The organism is Streptomyces sp. NPDC002619 (genome assembly GCF_042889305.1).
Lineage (GTDB): Bacteria > Actinomycetota > Actinomycetes > Streptomycetales > Streptomycetaceae > Streptomyces.
On record NZ_JBIAQV010000045.1, the window covers coordinates 1 to 20,901 of the forward strand.

Annotated in this window: 16 protein-coding genes and 3 pseudogenes; 10 read left to right on the forward strand and 9 right to left on the reverse strand. The window is 67.3% G+C overall.

Annotated features, from left to right (window positions below; genetic code table 11):
* Nucleotides 1-89 precede the first annotated feature (89 nt).
* Nucleotides 90-1,472: an OFA family MFS transporter gene (locus ACFYXB_RS37825; RefSeq protein ID WP_389589530.1), complete on the reverse strand. Its 1,383-nt coding sequence runs from the start codon at nt 1,470-1,472 to the stop codon at nt 90-92.
* A 229-nt stretch (nt 1,473-1,701) separates the two neighbouring features.
* Nucleotides 1,702-2,961 (reverse strand): formyl-CoA transferase, encoded by a 1,260-nt coding sequence (gene frc / locus ACFYXB_RS37830; RefSeq protein WP_389589531.1) that lies wholly within the window; start codon nt 2,959-2,961, stop codon nt 1,702-1,704.
* A gap of 225 nt (nt 2,962-3,186) precedes the next feature.
* On the opposite strand from frc, the gene ACFYXB_RS37835 reads away from it, so the two are divergent.
* Nucleotides 3,187-3,951, forward strand: a complete 765-nt coding sequence (locus tag ACFYXB_RS37835; protein WP_389589532.1) for an acyl-CoA dehydrogenase family protein — start codon at nt 3,187-3,189, stop codon at nt 3,949-3,951.
* A 257-nt stretch (nt 3,952-4,208) separates the two neighbouring features.
* Here the strand turns inward: ACFYXB_RS37835 and ACFYXB_RS37840 are convergent.
* Nucleotides 4,209-4,831 (reverse strand): annotated as a pseudogene (locus ACFYXB_RS37840) (carbonic anhydrase).
* A gap of 11 nt (nt 4,832-4,842) precedes the next feature.
* Nucleotides 4,843-5,846 (reverse strand): annotated as a pseudogene (locus ACFYXB_RS37845) (2-dehydropantoate 2-reductase).
* Nucleotides 5,847-6,177: 331 nt separating this feature from the next.
* Between ACFYXB_RS37845 and ACFYXB_RS37850 the strand changes: the two are divergent.
* The 3 genes from ACFYXB_RS37850 to ACFYXB_RS37860 all read left to right on the forward strand — a co-directional run bounded on the left by ACFYXB_RS37850 (nt 6,178) and on the right by ACFYXB_RS37860 (nt 9,829).
* The gene (locus tag ACFYXB_RS37850; RefSeq protein WP_389589533.1) at nt 6,178-7,734 is read left to right on the forward strand and encodes a Re/Si-specific NAD(P)(+) transhydrogenase subunit alpha; all 1,557 of its coding nucleotides are present in this window, start codon (nt 6,178-6,180) and stop codon (nt 7,732-7,734) included.
* Between the two features lie 6 nt (nt 7,735-7,740).
* Nucleotides 7,741-9,204: a Re/Si-specific NAD(P)(+) transhydrogenase subunit beta gene (gene pntB, locus ACFYXB_RS37855; protein ID WP_389589534.1), complete on the forward strand. Its 1,464-nt coding sequence runs from the start codon at nt 7,741-7,743 to the stop codon at nt 9,202-9,204.
* Nucleotides 9,205-9,553: 349 nt separating this feature from the next.
* On the forward strand, nt 9,554-9,829 hold the full coding sequence (locus tag ACFYXB_RS37860) for an integrase core domain-containing protein (RefSeq protein WP_389589562.1): 276 nt from the start codon (nt 9,554-9,556) through the stop codon (nt 9,827-9,829).
* 112 nt (nt 9,830-9,941) lie between these two features.
* Here the strand turns inward: ACFYXB_RS37860 and ACFYXB_RS37865 are convergent, their stop codons facing one another.
* From ACFYXB_RS37865 to ACFYXB_RS37880, 4 genes and pseudogenes are all read right to left on the reverse strand, one after another.
* Nucleotides 9,942-10,826: an amidohydrolase family protein gene (locus ACFYXB_RS37865; protein WP_389589535.1), complete on the reverse strand. Its 885-nt coding sequence runs from the start codon at nt 10,824-10,826 to the stop codon at nt 9,942-9,944.
* A gap of 6 nt (nt 10,827-10,832) precedes the next feature.
* Entirely contained in the window at nt 10,833-11,837 is a 1,005-nt protein-coding gene (locus tag ACFYXB_RS37870; protein WP_389589536.1) for an aldo/keto reductase, read from the reverse strand.
* 809 nt (nt 11,838-12,646) lie between these two features.
* A complete protein-coding gene (locus tag ACFYXB_RS37875) occupies nt 12,647-13,240 on the reverse strand; it encodes a DUF4291 domain-containing protein (protein WP_389589537.1) in 594 nt (197 codons plus the stop codon).
* Between the two features lie 41 nt (nt 13,241-13,281).
* A pseudogene (locus ACFYXB_RS37880) lies at nt 13,282-13,484 on the reverse strand (transposase); the annotation flags it as partial.
* Here ACFYXB_RS37880 and ACFYXB_RS37885 point away from each other — a divergent pair.
* The 6 genes from ACFYXB_RS37885 (at nt 13,434) to ACFYXB_RS37910 (ending at nt 20,425) form a co-directional block, all read left to right on the forward strand.
* Nucleotides 13,434-13,745, forward strand: coding sequence for a hypothetical protein (locus tag ACFYXB_RS37885; protein ID WP_389589566.1), 312 nt, complete (start codon nt 13,434-13,436; stop codon nt 13,743-13,745). The pseudogene ACFYXB_RS37880 and the gene ACFYXB_RS37885 overlap by 51 nt on opposite strands.
* Before the next feature lie 9 nt (nt 13,746-13,754).
* Nucleotides 13,755-14,063, forward strand: coding sequence for a transposase (locus tag ACFYXB_RS37890; RefSeq protein WP_389589538.1), 309 nt, complete (start codon nt 13,755-13,757; stop codon nt 14,061-14,063).
* Nucleotides 14,064-14,783: 720 nt separating this feature from the next.
* Nucleotides 14,784-15,731 (forward strand): carbohydrate ABC transporter permease, encoded by a 948-nt coding sequence (locus tag ACFYXB_RS37895; RefSeq protein ID WP_389589563.1) that lies wholly within the window; start codon nt 14,784-14,786, stop codon nt 15,729-15,731.
* Nucleotides 15,732-15,741: 10 nt separating this feature from the next.
* The gene (locus ACFYXB_RS37900) at nt 15,742-16,689 is read left to right on the forward strand and encodes a carbohydrate ABC transporter permease (RefSeq protein WP_389589539.1); all 948 of its coding nucleotides are present in this window, start codon (nt 15,742-15,744) and stop codon (nt 16,687-16,689) included.
* Nucleotides 16,690-16,862: 173 nt separating this feature from the next.
* Nucleotides 16,863-18,212 carry an ABC transporter substrate-binding protein gene (locus ACFYXB_RS37905; protein ID WP_389589540.1) on the forward strand — a complete coding sequence of 450 codons (1,350 nt, stop codon included), beginning with the start codon at nt 16,863-16,865 and terminating at the stop codon, nt 18,210-18,212.
* A 41-nt stretch (nt 18,213-18,253) separates the two neighbouring features.
* Nucleotides 18,254-20,425 (forward strand): alpha-galactosidase, encoded by a 2,172-nt coding sequence (locus ACFYXB_RS37910; protein ID WP_389589541.1) that lies wholly within the window; start codon nt 18,254-18,256, stop codon nt 20,423-20,425.
* A gap of 156 nt (nt 20,426-20,581) precedes the next feature.
* Here the strand turns inward: ACFYXB_RS37910 and ACFYXB_RS37915 are convergent, their stop codons facing one another.
* Nucleotides 20,582-20,812 carry a hypothetical protein gene (locus ACFYXB_RS37915; protein ID WP_351363067.1) on the reverse strand — a complete coding sequence of 77 codons (231 nt, stop codon included), beginning with the start codon at nt 20,810-20,812 and terminating at the stop codon, nt 20,582-20,584.
* Between the last annotated feature and the right edge of the window lie 89 nt (nt 20,813-20,901).

Below are 20,901 nucleotides of genomic sequence, written 5' to 3' on the forward strand. Positions count from 1 at the left end.
ATCTCCCCGGCCCATTCCCCCTGCATGCCCACAAGACTGGCCCCAACTCCACCGAGCCGGGGCCAGAACCCGAGATTTTCAGCAGTCTTCTAGGCCGTTTCGCTGCTCACCTGCAGCGAGCCCGCCCGAACCCCGCGCTCCACGGTGCGGCCCGGCTGCCGCAGCAGCATCGCGAGCGCCGCCGACACCAGACCGAAGCATCCGGCGAGTACGTACGCCCCGGAGTAGCCCCACGCCGCGACGACCGTCGCGCCCAGGCCGCTGCCGGCCAGCCCGCCGACCAGCTTGGAGCTGTACACCAGACCGTAGTTCTGGGCGTTGTTGTTCTCACCGAAGTAGTCCGGGACCAGCGAGGCGAACATCGGGAAGAAGGCGCCCGAGCCGAAACCGGAGATGAAGGCGAAGAAGAGGAACAGCGGTTCACTGCGGATGTCACCGGCCCACAGGACACCGAACTGCGACAGGCCCTCGATCGCGATCACCAGAATCAGGGTCTGCTTCCGTCCGAGCCGGTCGGACACCCAGCCGGTCACGCCTCGGCCGGTGCCGTTGATGATGGACATGATGCCCATCGACGAGGCGGCCACCAGCGGACCGAACCCCATCTCCTTCGCGAACGGAACCTGGAAGGAGATGCCGAAGATGGAGACCCCGGAGCACAGCACCAGGCAGAGCCACATCAGCGGGAGCATCCCGGTGCGGATCGCCTCCATCGGCTCGTACTGCCGAACGGCCGGGGGGTTCTTGGACAGCGTCTTGTCGTTGGCGTTCTTGCTGTACTCGAGCGGGTCGACCTCCTCGGGCCACCAGTTCTTGGGCGGGTCCTTGAAGAACCAGCCGCAGATCACAACGAACCCCAGGACGTAGATGCCCACCGAGTCGAGCACCGTGTGGTAGTTGCCGGCGTCGAAGGCGTAGGTGAACACGAAGATCATCGGTACGGATCCGTAGGCGAAACCGCCGTTGACGAAGCCGGTCTTGCCGCCGCGCCGTTCCGGGTACCACTTGCCGACGATGTTGACGCAGGTCGAGTAGACCATGCCGGCGCCCGCTCCGCCGAGGACACCGAAGCCCAGGATCGCCAGCGTCACGTTCGGCGCGTGGCTGAGGGCGAAGAAGCCGAGCCCGGCCAGGACGGCTCCCACCAGCATGGCCCCACGGGCCGTGAGGATCCCGCGTTCGCGCAGCCTTCCCGTCGGGAAGGCCACTCCCGCCTGGAAGACCGTCCACACTCCCAGGACCCAGAAGGTGTCGGTGGACGTCCAGCCGTGCGCCGAGGACAGGACCTCCTCGGCCGAGCCGTAGGCGTATTCCGCGACGCTGATGGCCATCATGGCCACCCACGGCAACACCACCATCAGCCAGCGTGGCCCGCCGAGGATGTCCCGGGGGCTCTCGCCGACCCGGTACACGCGTCCGTTCGCATCCGAGACCTCTCGATAGGCAGGTCGTATGGATGATGCGATTGTCATGTCTTTTCCCCTTGCTTAAGAGACTTGCCAGCGCCCCCTGGTCGGTACTCCATGTGCAGTGCGGGGAGGTCTGGCTCCGGGCAGCGGCGCCCGAGCCGGACCTGTCATACGAACCGGTCTTGACGGTCCGCACCATCGAGGGTTGGGCGCAGCGGGGGTCCGCGTCGCCGTGTCGGAAGCGGCGGATGCCGGGCCGCTCCCGCCGAGTGGCGGCGGCACCGCACCATGCTCAGATCACTCCGTTCGACTTGAGCATCCGCAGTTCCTCGCCGCCCAGGCCGAGTTCGCCGATGTAGATCTCCTTGTTGTGCTCGCCCAGCAGCGGGGAGGTGGTCACCTCCACCGGCGAGTCGGACAGTTTCAGCGGGCTGCCCACGGTGATGAACTCACCCCGCTCGGGATGCGGGACGCGTACCACCATCTCGTTGGCGATCAGCGACTCGTCCTCGATGATCTCCTTGGTCGACAGGATCGGCCCGCACGGGATGTTGTGGGCGTTCAGCCTTTCCAGCACCTGCCACTTCGGCAGAGTGGAAGTCCACTCCTCGATCAGCTGGAACATCTTGCCCAGCTTCGGCAGCCGCGCCTCGGGGGTGGCCCACTCGGAGTCGTCGGCCAGCTCCGGGTAGCCGATCAGCTCGCTGAGCGGCCTCCAGCCGACGGGCTGCACGATGACGTACACGTAGTCGTTGGGGCCGCCCGGCGCACACTTGACCGCCCAGCCGGGCTGGCCGCCGCCGGACGCGTTGCCCGAGCGGGGAACCTCGTCGCCGAAGTCCCCGTTGGGATATTCCGCGAGCGGCCCGTGAGCCAGGCGCTGCTGGTCGCGCAGCTTCACCCGGCACAGATTGAGCACCGCGTGCTGCATGGCGACGTTGACCCGCTGACCGCGCCCGGTCTTCTCCCGCTGCAGCAGGGCGGCGAGGATGCCGGCCACGGCGTGCACGCCGGTCCCCGTGTCGCCGATCTGAGCACCGGTGGCCAGCGGCGGCCCGTCCTCGAAGCCGGTGGTGGCCATCGAACCGCCCATGGCCTGCGCGACGACCTCGTACGCCTTGAAGTCGGTGTACGGGCCGTCCCCGAACCCCTTGATGGAGGCATAGACGATCCGCGGGTTGATCTCCTGGATGCGCTCCCAGGTGAAGCCCATACGGTCGATCGCGCCCGGCCCGAAGTTCTCGACCATGACATCCGAGCGGCGGATCAGCTCGGTGAGGAGCTCCTTGCCGCGCTCGGTCTTGGTGTTGAGCGTGATGCTCCGCTTGTTGCAGTTGAGCATCGTGAAGTAGAGGGAATCGACGTCCGGGAGGTCGCGCAGCTGTGTGCGCGTGATGTCACCGGACGGCGCCTCCAGCTTGACGACGTCCGCGCCGAGCCAGGCGAGCATCTGGGTCGCGGAGGGCCCCGACTGGACGTGAGTCATGTCCAGCACACGGACACCGTCCAGTGCCTTGGTGTCAGTGGTGGGCTTGCTGATCGCGGTGGTCACCGGGTCACCTCACTCGTTCGTCGCGGAGCGCGATGGGACAGCAACAAGAAGTGAATACTGTATGCAGTGCAGTGGACCTTAGCTCTTGTGTGATCCAAGTGACCCAGGCTGGAAGTTGAGGTTTTCCCCAAGAACGAACAAAGGGTCGGCATATTGCAGATGGCATACAGTATGCAATATGCCGGAGGAGGCTCCCCGCTCGCCCGGACTTCAGGGAGACGCTCCATGTCGTACCGCTCCGCTCTCTCCTACGTCTTGAGCAGCACCATCGAGCCCTCCGCCGGGCAGACCCGCGCACGCGAGAGGTTTCCGCGCGCCTCCGTGCTTGCCCTCGGAGAGGCAGGACTGCTCGGCCTCACCGTCTCTACCCACCTCGGTGGCGGGGGCCTCCGACTCGTCGAGGCCACCGAGGTCGTGACCGAGGTGTCCCGCGCCTGCCCGGCCACCGGCACTGTTCTCCGGTCCCACTACGCTGCCGTGGCCCTCATCGAGGCGTACGGCACGCCTTGGGTGCGCCGGAAGGCCGCCGCCGGCGATCACCTCAGCACTCTCGCTCTGGCCGACCTCGGTGACGGCGGCGGGCCGGGCGGCTCGGGCTGCCCGGCTCCCCCGGCGGGTTCGACGGCGACGCGCACCGGCGACGTGGTGGCCCTCCGCGCCCGGAAACGCGACGTCGTCGGGGCCGGCGAGGCCGACAGTTACATCTGGTCCTCCCGGCCGGCCGACGGCAGCGACAGGCCGGACCTCTGGCTGGTCCCGGCGGACGCCCCAGGTCTGTTCGTGCCGGCTCGGCCCACCGGCGCGGGCCCGCGCGGCAGCGGCGCGTCCACTGTCTGCGCCGACCCCGTGCTGGTCCCGGCGAGCGCGAGGCTCAGATGGGAGGGCGGCAGGCGCGATGACGCGCTGAGCACCGTCCTCGAGTGGCTGGCCACGCTGCCGGCCACGGGCTCGGCGGCCGCCGAGCCGATCAGCGCCGAAGCGCTCACCTGACCATCCACGCGCTCCCGACGGTGGACGGAGACGTTGACGACTGCATGCGGTATTCAATGAGGATGCGCACCCGGCTGTTCGAGCTGGTGGACTCCGAGGCGGACGGCCTGGATCCCGTGGTCGTCGCCGCAGCGCAGCTGCTGCGGCAGCCGCAGGAGGCCTCGGCCGGCTGACCCGGCCCAGGCGCATGACACCGCCTCATCTCCCTTCTCTTGAAGGGAGATGAGGCGGTGTGGTCTGTACGGAGTCCGGACGACTCAGGTGGCCGCGACGCCGTCCAGGCCGCGGCTGATGACCAGCCTCACGTGTCCGTCGTCGAGGTGGCAGGACAGGCCGACGACGTCGGTCGGCCCGCCGACGAGCGCGGGCGAGCGGTCCAGCAGCAGGTCCACGGGGTGCCTAGGTGCTCGTCCACGATGTCGGGCTCCTCGCTCAGGCCCGCCGCACGGACGGCCAGCGCGCTGGGCGTGACGCGCTCGACGACGTCGCGCACGTACCCGGCCGGAGCCAGGCCCTCCGCCAGGGCCGTGCGCGCGGCGCGGATCGCACCGCACGCGTCGTGTCCCAGCACCACCACCAGAGGGCAGCCCAGTTGGCCGACTCCGTACTCGATGCTGCCGAGCACCTCGGAACCCAGCACGTGCCCGGCTCTACGCACCACGAAGAGGTCCCCCAGCCCACGGTCGAAGATGATCTCCGCGGCCAGTCGTGAGTCGGAGCATCCGAAGACCACGGCGAAGGGATGCTGACCGGGCGCCAGGGCGGCGCGACGTGCGGCGTCCTGGTTGGGGTGCTGCGGATCTCCGGCGACGAAGCGCCGATTGCCCGTCAAGAGGATGTCGAGGGCCTGGGCTGCGAAGGGTGTCTGGGTGAGGGCCAAGAGGCGGATGCTCACGCGGGTACGGCGCCGGACTGGGCTCCGGCACCTGGAGCACTCTCGGCATTGCGACGCGCAAGCAGGTCCGTTGCCGCGTGGATGGCCCTCAGCGTGGGCGCCTCGACGCCGGTGATGTCGGCGATCTCGATCACCGCGGCGTCGAGTTCGAGCGGCTTGCCGGCCTCCAGGTCCTGCAGCATCGAGGTCTTGTGGTGTCCGACCCCCTCGGCACCGCGCAGCCGCCTCTCGATGGAGATGTCCGGCTCACTGCCGACCCGGGCCGCGATGTCCAGGGTCTCCTCCATCAACTGGGCGACCAGCCGCCGTGTTTGGGGGTGGCGGCAGATCTCGACCATGGTCGCCCGGGTGAGCGCGCTGAGCGGATTGAACGCCACATTGCCCATGAGCTTGATCCAGATGTCGTCGCGCAGACGGGGCTCGACCGGCGCCCTCAGACCACCGGCGATGAAGGCTTCGCTCAACGCCGTACAGCACTCGGAGACGTGACCCGAGGGCTCCCCCGGGAGAACCGGGTGCCTTCCAAGTGCTTGATCACTCCGGGCGCCTCGATGACGGTGGCCGGGTAGACGACACAGCCGATGGCCCGTTCCGGCGACAGGACCGCACTGGTGGCACCGCCCGGCTCGACAGCCTGCACGCGTTGGCCCTCGTGGGGCCCCATCAGCCGATGGAAGTACCACCAGGGGATGCCGTTCTGCCCGGCCACGACCGCCGTGTGATCGGCGAGCAGCGGCTTGACGAGAGGTCCGCAGGACGGATACGAGTGCGCCCTCATCCCGAGGAACACGTAGTCCACCGGGCCGATTTCGGCGGGGTCGTCCGTGGCGTGCGGCCGGGCAGTGAAGTCGCCGCGCGGACTGTTCACACGAACCCCGTCGGCCTGCATGGCACGCAGGTGCTCGCCACGGGCGACGAGGTGGACCTCGGCACCGCCCCGGTGCAGTGCGGCACCGACGTACGCACCGATCGCACCGGCCCCGAGGACTGCGATCTTCATGGTGGCTCCTCTCGATTGAAGACCCGCATGCCATATTCAGCCCTTTCCATATATGCCTATCAACGCTGCGTAATCAGAAGCCACAAGCTAGATATTGCATACAGTATTCGATCCTCGCTATCCTTGTCCGACCGAGGGGTTCCGCGGTGGCCCATTGACGGGCGGGAAACTCCCCCACCCAGCCAGGGAGAAGCACACGTGATCGTTCTCGGCCGGTACGCAAGGTGAAGCACATCGCGGTCTGCTCACGTTGGCCCGCATCCGTCCGGCGGGTACGCTCCAGCGATCGCAGATCCCCCCTCGAGCACTCCTCTGACGAGAGATACAGGACATGTCTGCTCAAGAACCCGCACACCATCCTCCCCAGCGCATGGGCGTGGTCGCCGAGTCCGTCCCCGGGGAGACGCGCGTCGCGGCGACCCCCGCGACGGTGCGTCTGCTGCTGGGGCTCGGCTACGAGGTCGTGGTCGAGCCCGAGGCCGGTGAGGCCTCCGGCTTCGCCGACCAGGCCTACGTCGATGCTGGCGCGGAGGTCGGCGAGGCCTGGGACGCGGATGTCGTTCTGAAGGTGAACGCCCCCTCCGGCTCGGAGATCGCCCGGCTGCGGGAGGGCGCGACCGTGGTCGCCCTGCTGGCCCCGGCACAGAACCCCGAGCTGCTTCAGGCGCTCGCCGACGCCGGCGTGACCGCCCTCGCGCTGGACGCGGTGCCGCGCATCTCGCGCGCACAGTCGATGGACGTACTGTCCTCGATGGCGAACATCGCCGGCTACCGCGCGGTCATCGAGGCGGCGCACGTCTTCGGACGGTTCTTCACCGGCCAGGTCACCGCGGCGGGCAAGGTGCCGCCGGCGAAGGTCCTGGTGGCCGGCGTGGGTGTGGCCGGCCTGGCGGCGATCGGCGCCGCTTCCAGCCTCGGCGCGATCGTGCGTGCCACCGACCCGCGGCCGGAGGTCGCGGACCAGGTGAAGTCGCTGGGCGGCGAGTACCTCCCGGTGAACGTCGCTCAGGAGGCGAGCACCGACGGCTATGCCAAGGCGACCTCCGCCGACTATGACCGCGCCGCCGCCGAGCTCTACCATCAGCAGGCCGAGGACGTGGACATCGTGATCACCACCGCGCTGATCCCGGGCCGGCCGGCGCCGCGCCTGCTGACGGCCGAGGACGTGGCCGTCATGAAGCCGGGCAGCGTCATCGTCGACATGGCCGCCACCCAGGGCGGCAACGTCGAGGGCACGGTCGCGGGCCGGGCGGTGGTGACCGACAACGGCGTGACCATCATCGGCTACACCGACCTCGCCTCCCGGCTGCCCGCACAGGCCTCACAGCTGTTCGGCACCAACCTGGTGAACCTGATCAAGCTGCTCACGCCGGGCAAGGACGGGCAGCTGGCGATCGACTTCGACGATGTCGTGCAGCGGGCCGTTACCGTGGTGCGGGAGGCCGACGTCACCTGGCCGCCGCCGCCCGTCGCGGTCTCGGCCGCGCCCGCCGCGCAGCCCGCGACCGCGCCCGCCAAGCCCGAGCCCAAACAGCCGAAGCTGACGTCTGCGGGACGCTTCGGCCTGATCGGGCTCGGCATGCTCGCGATGTTCCTGCTGGTGGCCTTCGCCCCCGCGCAACTCGCCGCGAACTTCACCGTGTTCGCGCTGGCGGTGGTGATCGGCTACTACGTCATCGGCAAGGTGCACCACGCGCTGCACACACCGCTGATGTCGGTGACCAACGCGATCTCCGGGATTGTCGTGATCGGCGCCCTGCTGCAGATCGGGCACGAGAGCTGGATCGTCACCACGCTGTCCTTCGTGGCGATCCTACTGACGAGCGTCAACGTCTTCGGAGGTTTCGCCGTCACCCGCCGCATGCTGTCCATGTTCTCGAAAGGCTGAGCCGAGATGACCTCCATGACGGCCTCCCACGCGGCCGACCTCGTCGCCGCCCTGTTGTTCATCCTCAGCCTGGCGGGCCTGTCCCAGCACCGCACCTCCCGCGCCGGCGTCGTCTACGGCATCGCCGGCATGGCCCTGGCGCTGGTCGCCACGATCGTAGTCGCGGCGCAGAGCATCACCGCCGGCGCGGTGGCCCTGATCGTGCTGGCCATGGCCCTCGGCGCGGCGCTCGGCCTGTGGCGAGCCCGCCAGGTCGAGATGACGCAGATGCCCGAACTGATCGCGGTGCTGCACAGTTTCGTCGGCCTCGCCGCGGTGCTGGTGGGCTGGAACAGCTACCTGGAGGTGGAGTCGCGCGGCTCGGCGCAGACCGCAATCGGCGCCGATCTGCTGGGCATCCACCACGCCGAGGTGTTCATCGGCATCTTCATCGGCGCGGTCACCTTCACCGGCTCGATCGTCGCGTTCCTGAAGCTGTCGGCCCGCATCAAGTCCCGTCCGCTGATGCTGCCGGGCAAGAACGCGCTGAACCTCGGCGCGCTCGGCGCCTTCGTCGCGCTGACGGTCTGGTTCACCATCAGCCCGAACCTGCCGCTGATGATCACGGTGACCGTCCTGGCGCTGGCCCTGGGCTGGCACCTGGTCGCCTCGATCGGCGGCGGCGACATGCCCGTCGTCGTCTCCATGCTGAACAGCTACTCGGGCTGGGCGGCGGCCGCGGCCGGCTTCCTGCTCGACAACAACCTGCTCATCGTCACGGGCGCCCTGGTCGGCTCCTCCGGTGCCTACCTGTCCTACATCATGTGCAAGGCGATGAACCGCTCCTTCATCTCCGTCATCGCGGGCGGTTTCGGCATCGAGGCGCCGTCCGGTAGTGAGGAGGAGCAGGGCGAGCACCGCGAGGTGCGCGCCGCGGAGGCGGCCGAGATGCTCGCCCAGGCCCGCTCAGTGATCATCACCCCCGGCTACGGCATGGCTGTCGCCCAGGCCCAGCACTCGGTCGCGGAGCTGACGCGACAGCTGCGCGAGCGGGGCGTCGAAGTCCGCTTCGGCGTCCACCCCGTCGCCGGGCGCCTGCCCGGGCACATGAACGTGCTGCTGGCCGAGGCGAAAGTGCCCTACGACATCGTCCTGGAGATGGACGAGATCAACGACGACTTCGCCGACACCTCGGTGGTGCTGGTCATCGGCGCGAACGACACCGTCAACCCGGCCGCAACCGAGGACCCGGGCAGCCCCATCGCCGGCATGCCAGTGCTGCGGGTCTGGGAGGCGGAGCAAGTCATCGTCTTCAAGCGCTCCATGGCCTCCGGCTACGCGGGCGTGCAAAACCCGCTGTTCTTCCGCGAGAACAGCAGCATGCTCTTCGGCGACGCCAAGCAGAGCGTGGAGGAGATCCTGCACGCGCTCAGCACCGACGGCCGACGCGAGGCGGCCCCGGCCGCACGTGAGGTGTCGGTTGCGGGCTAGGTGTTGTGTCCAGGAGGTTGTGGACGGGTGAATCCAGGTCTCGGGTGAGGGATCTTGAAATGAGTGAGGGCCTTCTGGCCTGGTGTGGATTGCGGGATCGACACCAGGCCAGAAGGCCCCGTGCCTGTCGATGTCCGGCCGGCGCAGTTCCGCCGGCTCTCCGGGCGGAGGTTGTGAGGGCCGCCAGGAGGACGAGTGCCCGCCGACGCGGACCGACGAGCCCTGTCAGCTTGCAGACCTGCTCGATGGTCGCCGTCCCACATCGCCCTGGTGGGGTTGAGACCGGGACACGAAGTTCCCCGCCAGCTTCGACGACATCCTCGTCAGCGAGGGCATCAACGTCACCAAAATCCCTCCGCGCTCCCCCAACTGCAATCCCCACGCCGAGCGGTTCGTACGCTCAGCACGCGAGGAGTGCACCGACCGGCTCCTGATCTTCGACCGCGGCCACGCCGAGAAGGTCGTCAACGACTACGCGCGCCACTTCAACCGGCATCGCCCACATCAAGGTCGGGGCCAACTCGCGCCGTTGAACGATGCCAACGTCATCCCCCGGCCACCAGCCCGGATCGAACGCCGTCAAGCCGTCGTCGGACTGACCAATGAGTACCACCGAGCCAGCTGATCGTCCGACAAAGCCGCAGCTCACAGGCTGTGAAGCCATTCTGAAGCGGTACGCGGCTGAACTCGGCGAGCCCTCGACGACGGCGCCGGAGCCTTCCTGGGACAGCAACAGGTCACCCGCCTGAACGCCCGCCGGCGTTGTCCAGTCGGTACACGCGCTGCGCGTTGCCGCCGAAGATCTGAGCGATCTCGTTAGGGCTCGTTGGCATCAGCGTGGCGGTCAAGCCTGCGATGACCTCCTCGTAGGTGCTGGCAAGCAGGCAGACCGGCCAGTCCGAGCCGAACATGAGGCGGTCCGGTCCGAACCAATTCACGACGCGGTCGACAAACGGCCGCAGGTCGTCAGGCGTCCAGGAGGCCCAGTTTGCCTCGGTGACCATGCCGGACAGCTTGACCGACACGTTCGGCTGCGCCGCGAGCGCCGGCATGCGCTGCATCCATGGATCGTCCTGGCCGTCGGCAATGCGCGGTTTCGCAATGTGATCGAGTACGAACTGCAGCTCGGGGAACCGTCGGACCGCTTCGGTTGCCGCCGGCAGTTCCCGGGCCCGAACCAGCAGGTCGTAGGCGAGGCCGCGCCGCTGCACCGCGGCGAGGCCGCGCCGCACGTCGTCGCGACCGAGCCAGTCCGGGTCCGGTTCGTCGTGCACCTGGTGCCGTATGCCGACCAGCCAGCGACCGAACGGGCCCTCCACCAGCGCGTCGAGATCGTCGCTGACGGCCGGGGACGTCAGGTCGACCCAACCCACCACGCCGTGCACGAAATCGGTGGCCTCCGCCAGTTCCAGGAACTCGCGTGTCTCGTCGAGGCTGGAGAGCGTCTGTACCAGGACCGTCCCGCCGATGTTCGCCCCGCGTACGGACGGCAGCAGGTCATCCGGCGTGAACGCCCGGCGTACCGGGTCCATCACGTCGCCCGCCATCCACGGATACGAATACCGTGCGGGATCCCAGAAGTGCTGATGGGCATCGATGCCTACCGTCGTGCTGTTCACCATGTCTCCTCACTGCGGGGTCGGGACGTCGTCGCCGAGTAGTCCGTCGCGCCGGAGATCCACCCAGAGCTGCGGCGGGATCTCGACATCGAACAGCGCCAGGTCCGTGTCGAGTTCGTCGACGGTACGGGGCCCGATCAGTACCGTGCACACGCTCGGATGCGCGAGCGGGAACTGTACAGCCGCCGCGGCGAGTGGCACGCCGTGGCTTCTGCAGACCGACTGGATCGCTGACACCTTGGCGAGGACCTCGTCGTCGGCTGGAACGTAGTCGAAGTTCGCACCGGGCGTCGGGTCGACCAGAACGCCGCTGTTGAAGACGCCACCGACCACGACCGAGACGCCGCGCTCCGCACAGAGCGGCATCAGATCGTTCATCGATGTCTGGTCCAGCAGGGTGTACCGACCAGCGAGGAGCACCACGTCCAAGTCGCAGGAACGGACCAGATCGGCGAGTGGCCGGGAGTTGTTCATGCCCGCCCCGATCGCCTGCACCGTGCCCTCGGACCGAAGATCCCGCAGCGCGCGGTAAGCGGCGGTGCCGGCCTCCGCGAGGTGATTGTCGGGGTCGTGCAGATGGAGGATGTCGAATCGGTCGACACCAGCGCGCTCCAGGCTCTCTTCCACTGATCGACGGACGCCGTCGTAGCTGAAGTCCCACACCGGACCGGCGGACGGGACATCCCGGTAGAACGGAACGCCCTCGTGGAACTGGCTTTCGTCCGGCGGGGCGCCTTCGCGCAGCAGCCGCCCGACCTTTGTGGAGATGACCAGTTCGTCCCGCGGCACCTTGGCGACGGCTCGGCCGACCCGCTGCTCGGCGAGTCCGTGCCCGTACAGCGGCGCGGTGTCGAGGTAGCGGATGCCGTGGCCGAGCGCCCGGTCGATCACGGCGACAGCGTCCTCGTCGCTGAGCGCCTGTTGGAAGTTGCCGAGGACGGCGGTCCCCAGGCCGAGTCGGGGAGCGTACAGATCGGTTCGACCGACCCTGACCGGTGGGGCTGCGGTGATCATGAATTACTCCGGTGGTTGCTCGTTTGCACGACGCCCGGCTCCGGGCTGCGGTTGCGCCGACGCCTTCGATCCGACTTCGGCAACGCCGGTACCGATCTTGCCGTCCGCCATACGAATCGCCACCACGGGAGTCGGCCAGGCCTGCGGGGAAGCGGTGGAATCCGTCAAGGTCTCAGGAAGCGACACCACGAAAGCGCGCACGTCTCGGCCGACGTGGTGACGTTGCCTCCGTCACCTGACGTCAAGTCTGTTGACGCAGGCAGCAGCAGGCCGAACACATCGTCAGGCATCTCAGGTCCCACTCGGCGCCTCTCGTCCTGCGCGTGGATCACACCCACGGGTGTCGAGCAGAGATATTCAGCCACGGTGGGCTTCCGGTTGACAATGCCGTATCGCGAATACCTGCGTTCCGTACTACGAATACAGCTGCTCCCGGCCCCGGCTGAGCGCCGCGGCGTGCTCGACGTGCCAAGGCGTCCCGGCGCCGGGCCAGGCCGCCCTCCCTCCCCGGCTGCTGGGCTGGTCCCGGCGGCGGGCAGCCGTCGCGCTGCGGCCGCATCGACCCGAGCCGACCGATCAGGCGCTGGTCCGCCCGTGGCATCTGGCGAGAGCACCTTGTCGTCCTGGCGTCCGCCGGGCATCCCGTGCCGAGCAACGACTCAACTGCCCTGGACGGCGTCACAGCGTGTCCAGTCATCGCGATGACCGGATATGAGTCGTGGTAGGCCGTGCAGTAAGACCGGATCGGGCCTGCGGCGGGCATAGTCTCGTAGTAACTATTTAGAGATCATCTCAATTCGCGGTCTAGCTCATTGGCATAGGTGAGCCAGAATCCCATGGTTCACGGGGTAGGGGCGTTCACGGGGCAGGAGTTGCCGTGCGGCGTCCAGGTCTCCGGCCTGTACGTGCGCGTGGATCGTGTAGACGAGCGGGGTGATGTCGGTGATGGAGGTGATCCACTCGTCGGCGTAGAGATGTGCGGCTTCGCCGGCGAGGCCGAGCTGGAGCGACCGGTGGGGAAGCGGCTGAAGGTGCAGGTCGCGTTCGGGGTCCCATTGCACCCGGGCCGGAGCCCGCTTCAATTGGCGCTTCCACATGGCGCGGTCGACGTGGAGCCCATGCTCGTAGTGGGACAGACAGGCGTGTTCCAGTGCCCACTCGAAGCCTTCGCGGGAGATCTCGACGGCGAGGACGGTCTCCTGGCCTTCTTTGGTGCCCCACCCGCAGCGGTACATCATCCACAGGAACGACGGTTTGATCCATGTCATCCGGTCCCGCTGCCACACCGCCGGGAGACGGCCCTCCCGAGCGGCCGGCAGACCAATCACCGGCGCGTACGCCTGGTAGACGGTGACTGTGGAGTCCGTGTGCAGGGCTCGAATCTGGTATTTGGGTTCTGCCACGGGGACCAGGGTGGGCACACTGTTTCGCGCGCGCCATCGAATTACCGCGGCGCGCGGCCGCCGAGCCTGCGGTAGCAGATGAGGGTGGCGGCGATGCCGACGAAGGCCAGGAAGTGCGCGGCCTTGCGTTCGTAGCGGCGGTGCAAGCGGCGGCATCCGGCAAGCCAGGCCACCGTTCCTCCACAGTCCAACGGTGGCGGCCCAGCCGCTGGGAGGACTCGATGCCCTTGCGGGCGATGCGCGGCACGCCGTCACCGGGGACACCCGTCACGACACCACCTGGGCACAGGCGATGATCGACGTACTGCTCGAGGCCAAGGATGCGGTCGCGGACGCGCCGGCCGCCGGACAGCACCATCTGGACACCCACGCACCGACCGGCCTCCAAGAGCGCTACCGCAACGCCGCGTTGTGCGGCATCGCCGCCCACCCCTACCCCGGCAGCGGACCCAAGCCCAAGGCCCGGGCGCTGGCTGAACGACTGCGGGACCGCACCGAGGAGTAGCAGCGGTACATGGTCAACTTCGCGGTCCCCTTCGACAACAACCAGGCTGAGCGCGACCTAAGAATGATCAAAGCGCAACAGAAGATCTTCGGATCCTGGCGGGCCCTGACCGGCGCGAGACGCTTCGCCCGGATCCGCTCCTACATCTCCACCGTGCGCAAACACGGCACCAACCCCCTCACCGCCCTACGCGACCTCTTCGCGGGCGGCCATGGACGCTGCCCACAACGAACTGAAACCCCTGAACAGTTACGTCTCGTACCAGCCTGGACTGAAGCCCTCGCGCCATCGCGATGCCTGCCGGGACGGGCGGACTGAAGCGACGGTGAACCACGCCAGGAAGGACGGCGCCGGCCAGGAACAGCGGTGTTTGCCAGGAACCTGGCAGGCACCGCCGACCGGATCGGCACACCTCACCACCGTCTGTCCACCAGTGGGCGACTGAATCGGCATCAGACGATGCCGCCACGCCCGCCGGACCATGCCGGTCGACGGGTCGAGCACACCGGCCATCACGTTCGAATAGTCCACCAATCGCCCTTATTCGCTGTGCGGATCGAGCACATTCGAGATGCGGCGTTGCAACGGACGGTCGAGCATGCCTGAATGTCAGCTACATTACGACCAGATCACCACCGTGGCCCGCAGTATTAACAATCGCGATCCCGTACACGTCAACGCGCGTATTTCTCCGTGCGACCGAGGCTGCTATCGAGGGCGGGTTGACAGCAATGCGGGGAATAGGTGAAGCATGGATATCTCAGAAGCGCAGAAAGACCCGACCGCGGACCGAGGCGACCCTCAGTTCATTCGGCGGCCGGCGGCGATACGCGGGGCACACCGACACGGGAACACCGGGATTCATCCGGACCACCGCAGCCCCCGATCCACGCGTGCTCACGGCACCTGCACCGGACGATTCGATCATTCACGACCGGCGCCGCACGCCCCGCTCTGCTCGACGATCCTCGGAGTTCGCCACACCCCTCCGCACCGCCACACATCGCCCCTGCGGGCGCTTGCGTCATCGAAGGAGAGCTGACTGTGGCATCCACATCCGCGAGAAGCAGCGTCTCGCCGGGTCGTCGTGACCGCGGCACGGTGAGCAGGAGTCCATCGCGCCGCAACGACGGGCGCCTCGCCCTCATCCTCATCCTCCCGGCCACCGTCGGATTCGCGGTCTTCGCTGCATATCCGACATTGCGCGGAATCTATCTCAGCTTTACGGACTTCCGTATCCTGACGCCCCCCACGTGGAGCGGTATCGCCAATTATCGGCAACTGCTCTCGGACAGCGTGTTCTGGGAATCGCTTCGAACGACGCTGTACTTCGTGGCGCTCACCGTCGTGGTCGGACTCGCCGTGTCACTGGCCACCGCGGTCATTCTGCACCGGCTGACCAAGTCGACGGTCATTCGCGGTCTTGTGCTCCTGCCGTTCCTGATCTCCGGTGTCGTCGCCGCCTTGGTGTGGCAGTGGATGCTCGATCCCGGACTCGGCATCGTCAACGTCGTCGTAAAGGCAGTGTTCGGCCACAACATCCTCTTCCTCGGCTCTCAGGGATGGGTCATCCCCTCGCTCGCCGTGATTGCCGTCTGGAAGTCGATGGGGTACAACGCGATCCTGATCTTCGCCGGTCTCCAGACAATTCCCGGCGAGATCTACGAGGCCGGACGGATGGACGGCGCCGGCGAAGTCCGGATGTTCACGAAGCTCACTCTGCCCTTGCTCCGCCCGATCATGGCGATGGTCATCGTCCTGACCGTGATCAGCTCGTTCCAGGTCTTCGACCTTGTCGCCGTCACCACCAAGGGAGAGCCGGCCAACGCTTCGAACGTGCTGCCGCTCTACATCTACAAGACGGGGTTCAGCGAATTCAACTTCGGCTACGCACTCACGATGTCCATGGCTCTGTTCGTCATGCTGCTAGCGATCACTTTCATCCAGATGCGTCTGCTTCGCGCGAACGACTCAGACACGAACTGAAGGCGTAACGATGGCAACGAACCTCATCGACGAGACGCGCGTAGCGACCAGAATGCCGCCAACCGTGAACGGCACACGGCGACGCCGCGTACCGGTGGGAAAGACGCTCGCCTGGACGTACCTCGCGCTCTTCCTCCTCGTCACGGTCTTTCCCTTCTACTGGATCCTCCGGACGGCTCTCTCCAACAACTACGCGCTCACCCGCAACCCCTCCTCGCTGGTGCCCGTCGATTTCACGCTCGGACCGTTCAAGCGGGTGCTCGGGCTGGCCACGCGTGCGGAAGCCATCGCCGAGGGGGGCTCGGGCGCCTCCATCGAACTCGGGTCCTTCGTCCGGAACTCCGTCATCTACGCGACCACGCTCACGGCCCTCGTGGTCTTCTGCTCACTCCTCGCGGCGTACGCCTTCTCCCGCCTGCAGTGGCGAGGACGGAACCTGGTCTTCTCCATCTTCCTGAGCGGTCTCATGATTCCCGGAATCATGACGCTGCTGCCGAACTTCGTCCTGATACACGACCTCGGCCTCACCAACACGTTCGCCGGCCTCATCCTGCCGGGTGCGCTGTTCTCGGCGTTCAACATCTTCTTCCTGAGGCAGTTCATGCTGGGACTGCCCAGCGACATCGAGGACGCCGCGCTCATCGACGGCGTCGGTCGGTTCAGGTTGCTCTTCCGAATCACCGTCCCCATGACGGCCGGTCCGTTGACGACCCTGTCACTGCTCACGTTCATCACTGCGTGGAACGACTACTTCTGGCCGCTGATGGTGGCAAATGACCCGAGCGTGCGGCCGCTGACGGTGGCCCTGGGCATCTTCCAGCAGGCGTCGCCCCAGAGCCAGCCCGACTACGCCGGGCTCATGGCGGCCGCGCTTGTCGCAGCCTTCCCCATGCTCGTGCTCTTCACGATCTTCGGAAAACGCATCGTCGACTCGATCGGTTTTACCGGAATCAAGTAGAGCGCGTCCCGAGCCGCCCGGCCGCCGCGGCACATATGCAACCAGCGGTCCTCATGTCCGTGACGGCCGTGACGCCGCCGCCCCGGTGGCCCTTGACGTGGGTCCGGGGTGGGGACGACGTGACCGGCGACATCTCGACAATCGAAGTGCTAGAACCCGGAAAGAGGGATGGTATGAGAATCAAGCGGATCACCTCCGTTGCCGCGTGTGCCGCCGTGCTGGCGACGTTGGCCGGCTGTGGCGCGGGCTCCTCCGAAAGCTCGGGGGCGGTCACGGTCAACTGGTGGAGCTGGTCCCCGGAGCAGGCCGCCGCCTACGAGCAGTGCCTCCCGGGGTTCGAGAAGGCCAACCCCAACATCAAGGTCAAGATCTCGCAGTACCAGGTCGACGCCTACTTCACCAAGCTGACCTCCGGATTCGTCGCCGGGGACGCTCCCGACGCCTTCATGAACAGCGTGACGTACCTGGACTCGTACGCGAGCCAGGGGCAGCTCATGCCGCTGGACAAGTTCATCAAGGGCGACAACCTCGACATGAACCAGTTCTCGATCGGTACGAGCGCCTGGAAGTACAAGGACGGCAAGCAGTACGCCCTGCCGATGGACTGGGCGACCGGAGTGCTGTACTACGACCAGAAAGTCCTCTCCAAGGCCGGGTACAGCAAGAAGGATGTCGACAGCCTGACCTGGACCGCGAAGGACGGCGGCACACTCTGGAAAATGATCAAGCATTTGACGGTCGACGAAAAGGGTGTCCGGGGCGACGAACCCGGTTTCAACGCGGCCAAGGTGAAGACCTACGGGATCAACAACCTCGAGGCGACCGGGGATCCGTTCGGCCAGAACTACTGGGGCTGGCTGCTGCCCAGCGACGGGGTCAACATTCCGAACGCCAACCAGTGGCCGACCGTCTTCAACTACGCGGACCCGAAGGTCGTCCAGTCCCTGAAACTCATACGCGACATGACCAATGACGGCTTCTCGCCGAAGTTCAAGCAGTTCACCACCGCCGGCACGCAGCAGCTCGGCTCCGGCAACGTGGCCCTGTACGAGGGCGGCACCTGGGACGCGGCCGCGCTCGCGGCACTGCCGGGCATGAAGGTCGGCGTGGCGCCGCTCCCCGCCGGGTCGGACGGCAAGCGGGCGCTGATGTCGAACTCCAACGGCAACAACATCTGGGTGGGAAGCAAGCACCCGGAGGAGACCTGGAAGTGGATCTCCTACCAGGAGAGCGAGGCCTGCCAGACGAAGGCAGCCGAGTACAACGGGTCGTTCCTTCCCTCCATCGCCGCGTCGATGGACGCCCTGGGCAAGAAGCAGTCCGCCAAGGGAATCGACTTCTCGGTCTTCACGGATTACGTGAACAACAAGGAACTCTTCCCCTCCCCGGTGTACAACAACGGCAATGCGTTGACCAACGCGATGGTGCCGCAGTTCGAGTCCTACTTCACGAACAAGGCCGACGAGAGCATCTTCCCGAAGATGCAGGAGCAGAGCAAGGCGCTCCTGGCCGGCAAGCAGTAGGTTATTGAGCCGATCCTTATCACAAGCGTGGACAGGGAAACATGCACACAGTGACGCCGACCGCCGAGATCGTCGCGCTCCACGGCCGGAACGCATCCTTGCTGGTCGAGCTATCGCGCCCGGTACCGCGGATCCTGCATTGGGGTCTGAACCTTGGGGAACTGGACGTCGACGACCTCACGGCGCTTCACTGCACCTCGATCCCGTCGTCCACGCACAACTCAACCGACGATCCTCGATACTTCACGGTACTGGCCACCGAGGGCGACGCCTGGTCGGGAACACCCGCCATTGAGGGGCATCTGCGGGACGGTTCACCGTTCTCCAGATTCGTGCTGAGCGATCACTTCTTCGATCCAACGAAGATGTCGTTGCAGCTCACACTCTCCGACCAGGCGTCCGGCCTCACCGCGGTACTGACGTATCGGCTCGACGAGTACGACATTCTCGCCGTGGACCTGTCCATCTCCGTGGACGCCGGCGCTGCGACCCCCTACCACCTCGACGCGCTCACCGCGCTCCTGCCGCTCCCCGAGCGCGCCGTCGAATGCGTCGACTTCACCGGAAAGTGGGCGAGGGAGCGGAGCCCGCAACGCAGCCCCATCCTGCCTGGCACATGGCTGCGGGAGAGCCGGCGCGGGAGGCCGTCGCTCGACTCCCCGTACCTGCTCATGGCCGGAACCGCGTCCTTCGGCTTCACGCACGGCGAGATATGGGCGGTGCACCTGGGGTGGAGCGGTAACCAGCGTTACCTCCTCGAACAGTTGCCGGAAGGGGCCGGGGTCCACCGCTCGGTCGTCGGTGCGGGCGAACTCCTCCTGCCCGGTGAGGTCGTCCTGAACCCGGGCGAGACCTACCGCAGCCCGACGGCCTACTTCGCGTGGTCGAACGCGGGCATGGACGGCATCTCCGATGCCTTTCACGCGATGCTCCGGGGCCGGCCTCGCCGCACGACGCCCAGACCGCTGACCCTGAACACCTGGGAAGCCGTCTACTTCAACCACGACATCGGCACGCTGCACGAGTTGGTCGACCGGGCCGCGCGCGTCGGAGCCGAGCGCATCGTGCTGGACGACGGCTGGTTCGCCGGACGCCGCGACGATACGGCGGGCCTTGGCGACTGGTACGTCGACAAGGACGTGTGGCCGGACGGGCTCTGGCCGCTCGTTGACGCGGTCCGCGGCAAGGGAATGCAGTTCGGTCTCTGGTTCGAGCCGGAGATGGTGAATCTCCGCTCCCGCCTCGCGGCCGATCATCCGCAGTGGCTTCTGGCTCCCTCCGGAGGCGAGGGACCGGCCATCCGGCACCAGTACGTGCTGAACCTCGCCGACGACGACGCCTGGCAGTACGTACTGGAGCGCATCGACTCGATCGTGACCGAGTACCGGCTCGACTACATCAAATGGGATCACAACCGGGAGCTCCACGAGGCGGCGCTGCGGCGCGCCCATGGACGCGCCGGCGTCCGGGCGCAAACACTCGCGCTCTACCGCCTGATCGACACCCTCAGGAGCCGGCACCCGGGACTGGAGATCGAGTCGTGTGCGAGCGGTGGGGGGCGCATCGACCTCGGCATCCTCCAGCGCACCGACCGCGTATGGGCCTCGGACTGCAATGACCCGGTCGAACGGCAGAACATCCAGCGCTGGACCGCCCAACTCATCCCGCTGGAGTTCATCGGTTCACATGTCGGCGCGTCGCGGGCCCACACGACGGGCCGGGTGACACCCCTGTCGTTCCGCTTGGCCACCGCGCTCTTCGGCCACGCCGGGATCGAAACCGACCTGACGGCGTGCTCGGACGACGAACTGGACACCATCGCCGCGTGGGCCGAGCTCTACAAGGAGCTTCGTGGACTTCTCCACTCCGGGCGGCTTGTCAGGGCCGACCTCGCCGACGAGGCGACGCTCCTCACCGGTGTGGTGGCGCAGGACGGCACGGAGGCCCTGTACACATGGGCGCGGCTGACCACGTCGAATCCTGTGCAGCCCGGTCGGATCCGCCTGCCCGGTCTCGACCCGACGCGACGGTACCGCTTCCGCGTCCGCAGTGAGGTCGGCGCGGCGTCCCTGCACGAGAACGCTCCGGCCTGGCTCGAATCCGCTCAGCGCGACGGCTTCGTCGTCTCTGGCGCCATCGCCGCGGAGCTCGGCCTGCCCATGCCGACACTCGACCCGCAGCAGGCCCTGCTCCTGCACGGGGTCAGCGCCTAGTTTTTCTGTCCGGGCAGGTTCGCCGGTTTGAGGCGTACGTCCCCTGTCACCGAACAGGCGTCAGCGGTGGCCGGATGAGCCGTGCCGTCGGGAGAGGGTCAGCCTGCGTCGCTCCCAGCTTTTCACGAGGAGCTGTGCACTGGGCCGGAGGCGTGGTCACGAGGCGGTCGGGGCGATGAGTAGCTGCAGGATGCGGACGGCCGCGCCGCCCGGGGCGCGGCCGCCGTGCCGTCGCAGGTCCAGCCGGCCGTTGAGAGGGTCGTCGACTGACGCGATCGGCTGCCGCAGCGGCTGGAACGGCTGCTGCGCGCCGGCCCGCTCGGGTTGCCCCTTGCGGGTCGACGCGCAGCAGTCGTACGTCCAGCCGCGCCGGCCGCCGCTCGACACTCGCGGCGCAGTAGAGGGGGTCCTCACTTCCGCGGCGAGCTCTTTCTCCGGACCGGCGAGGTGGCCGTGGTGGCCACCGCGACGGGCGC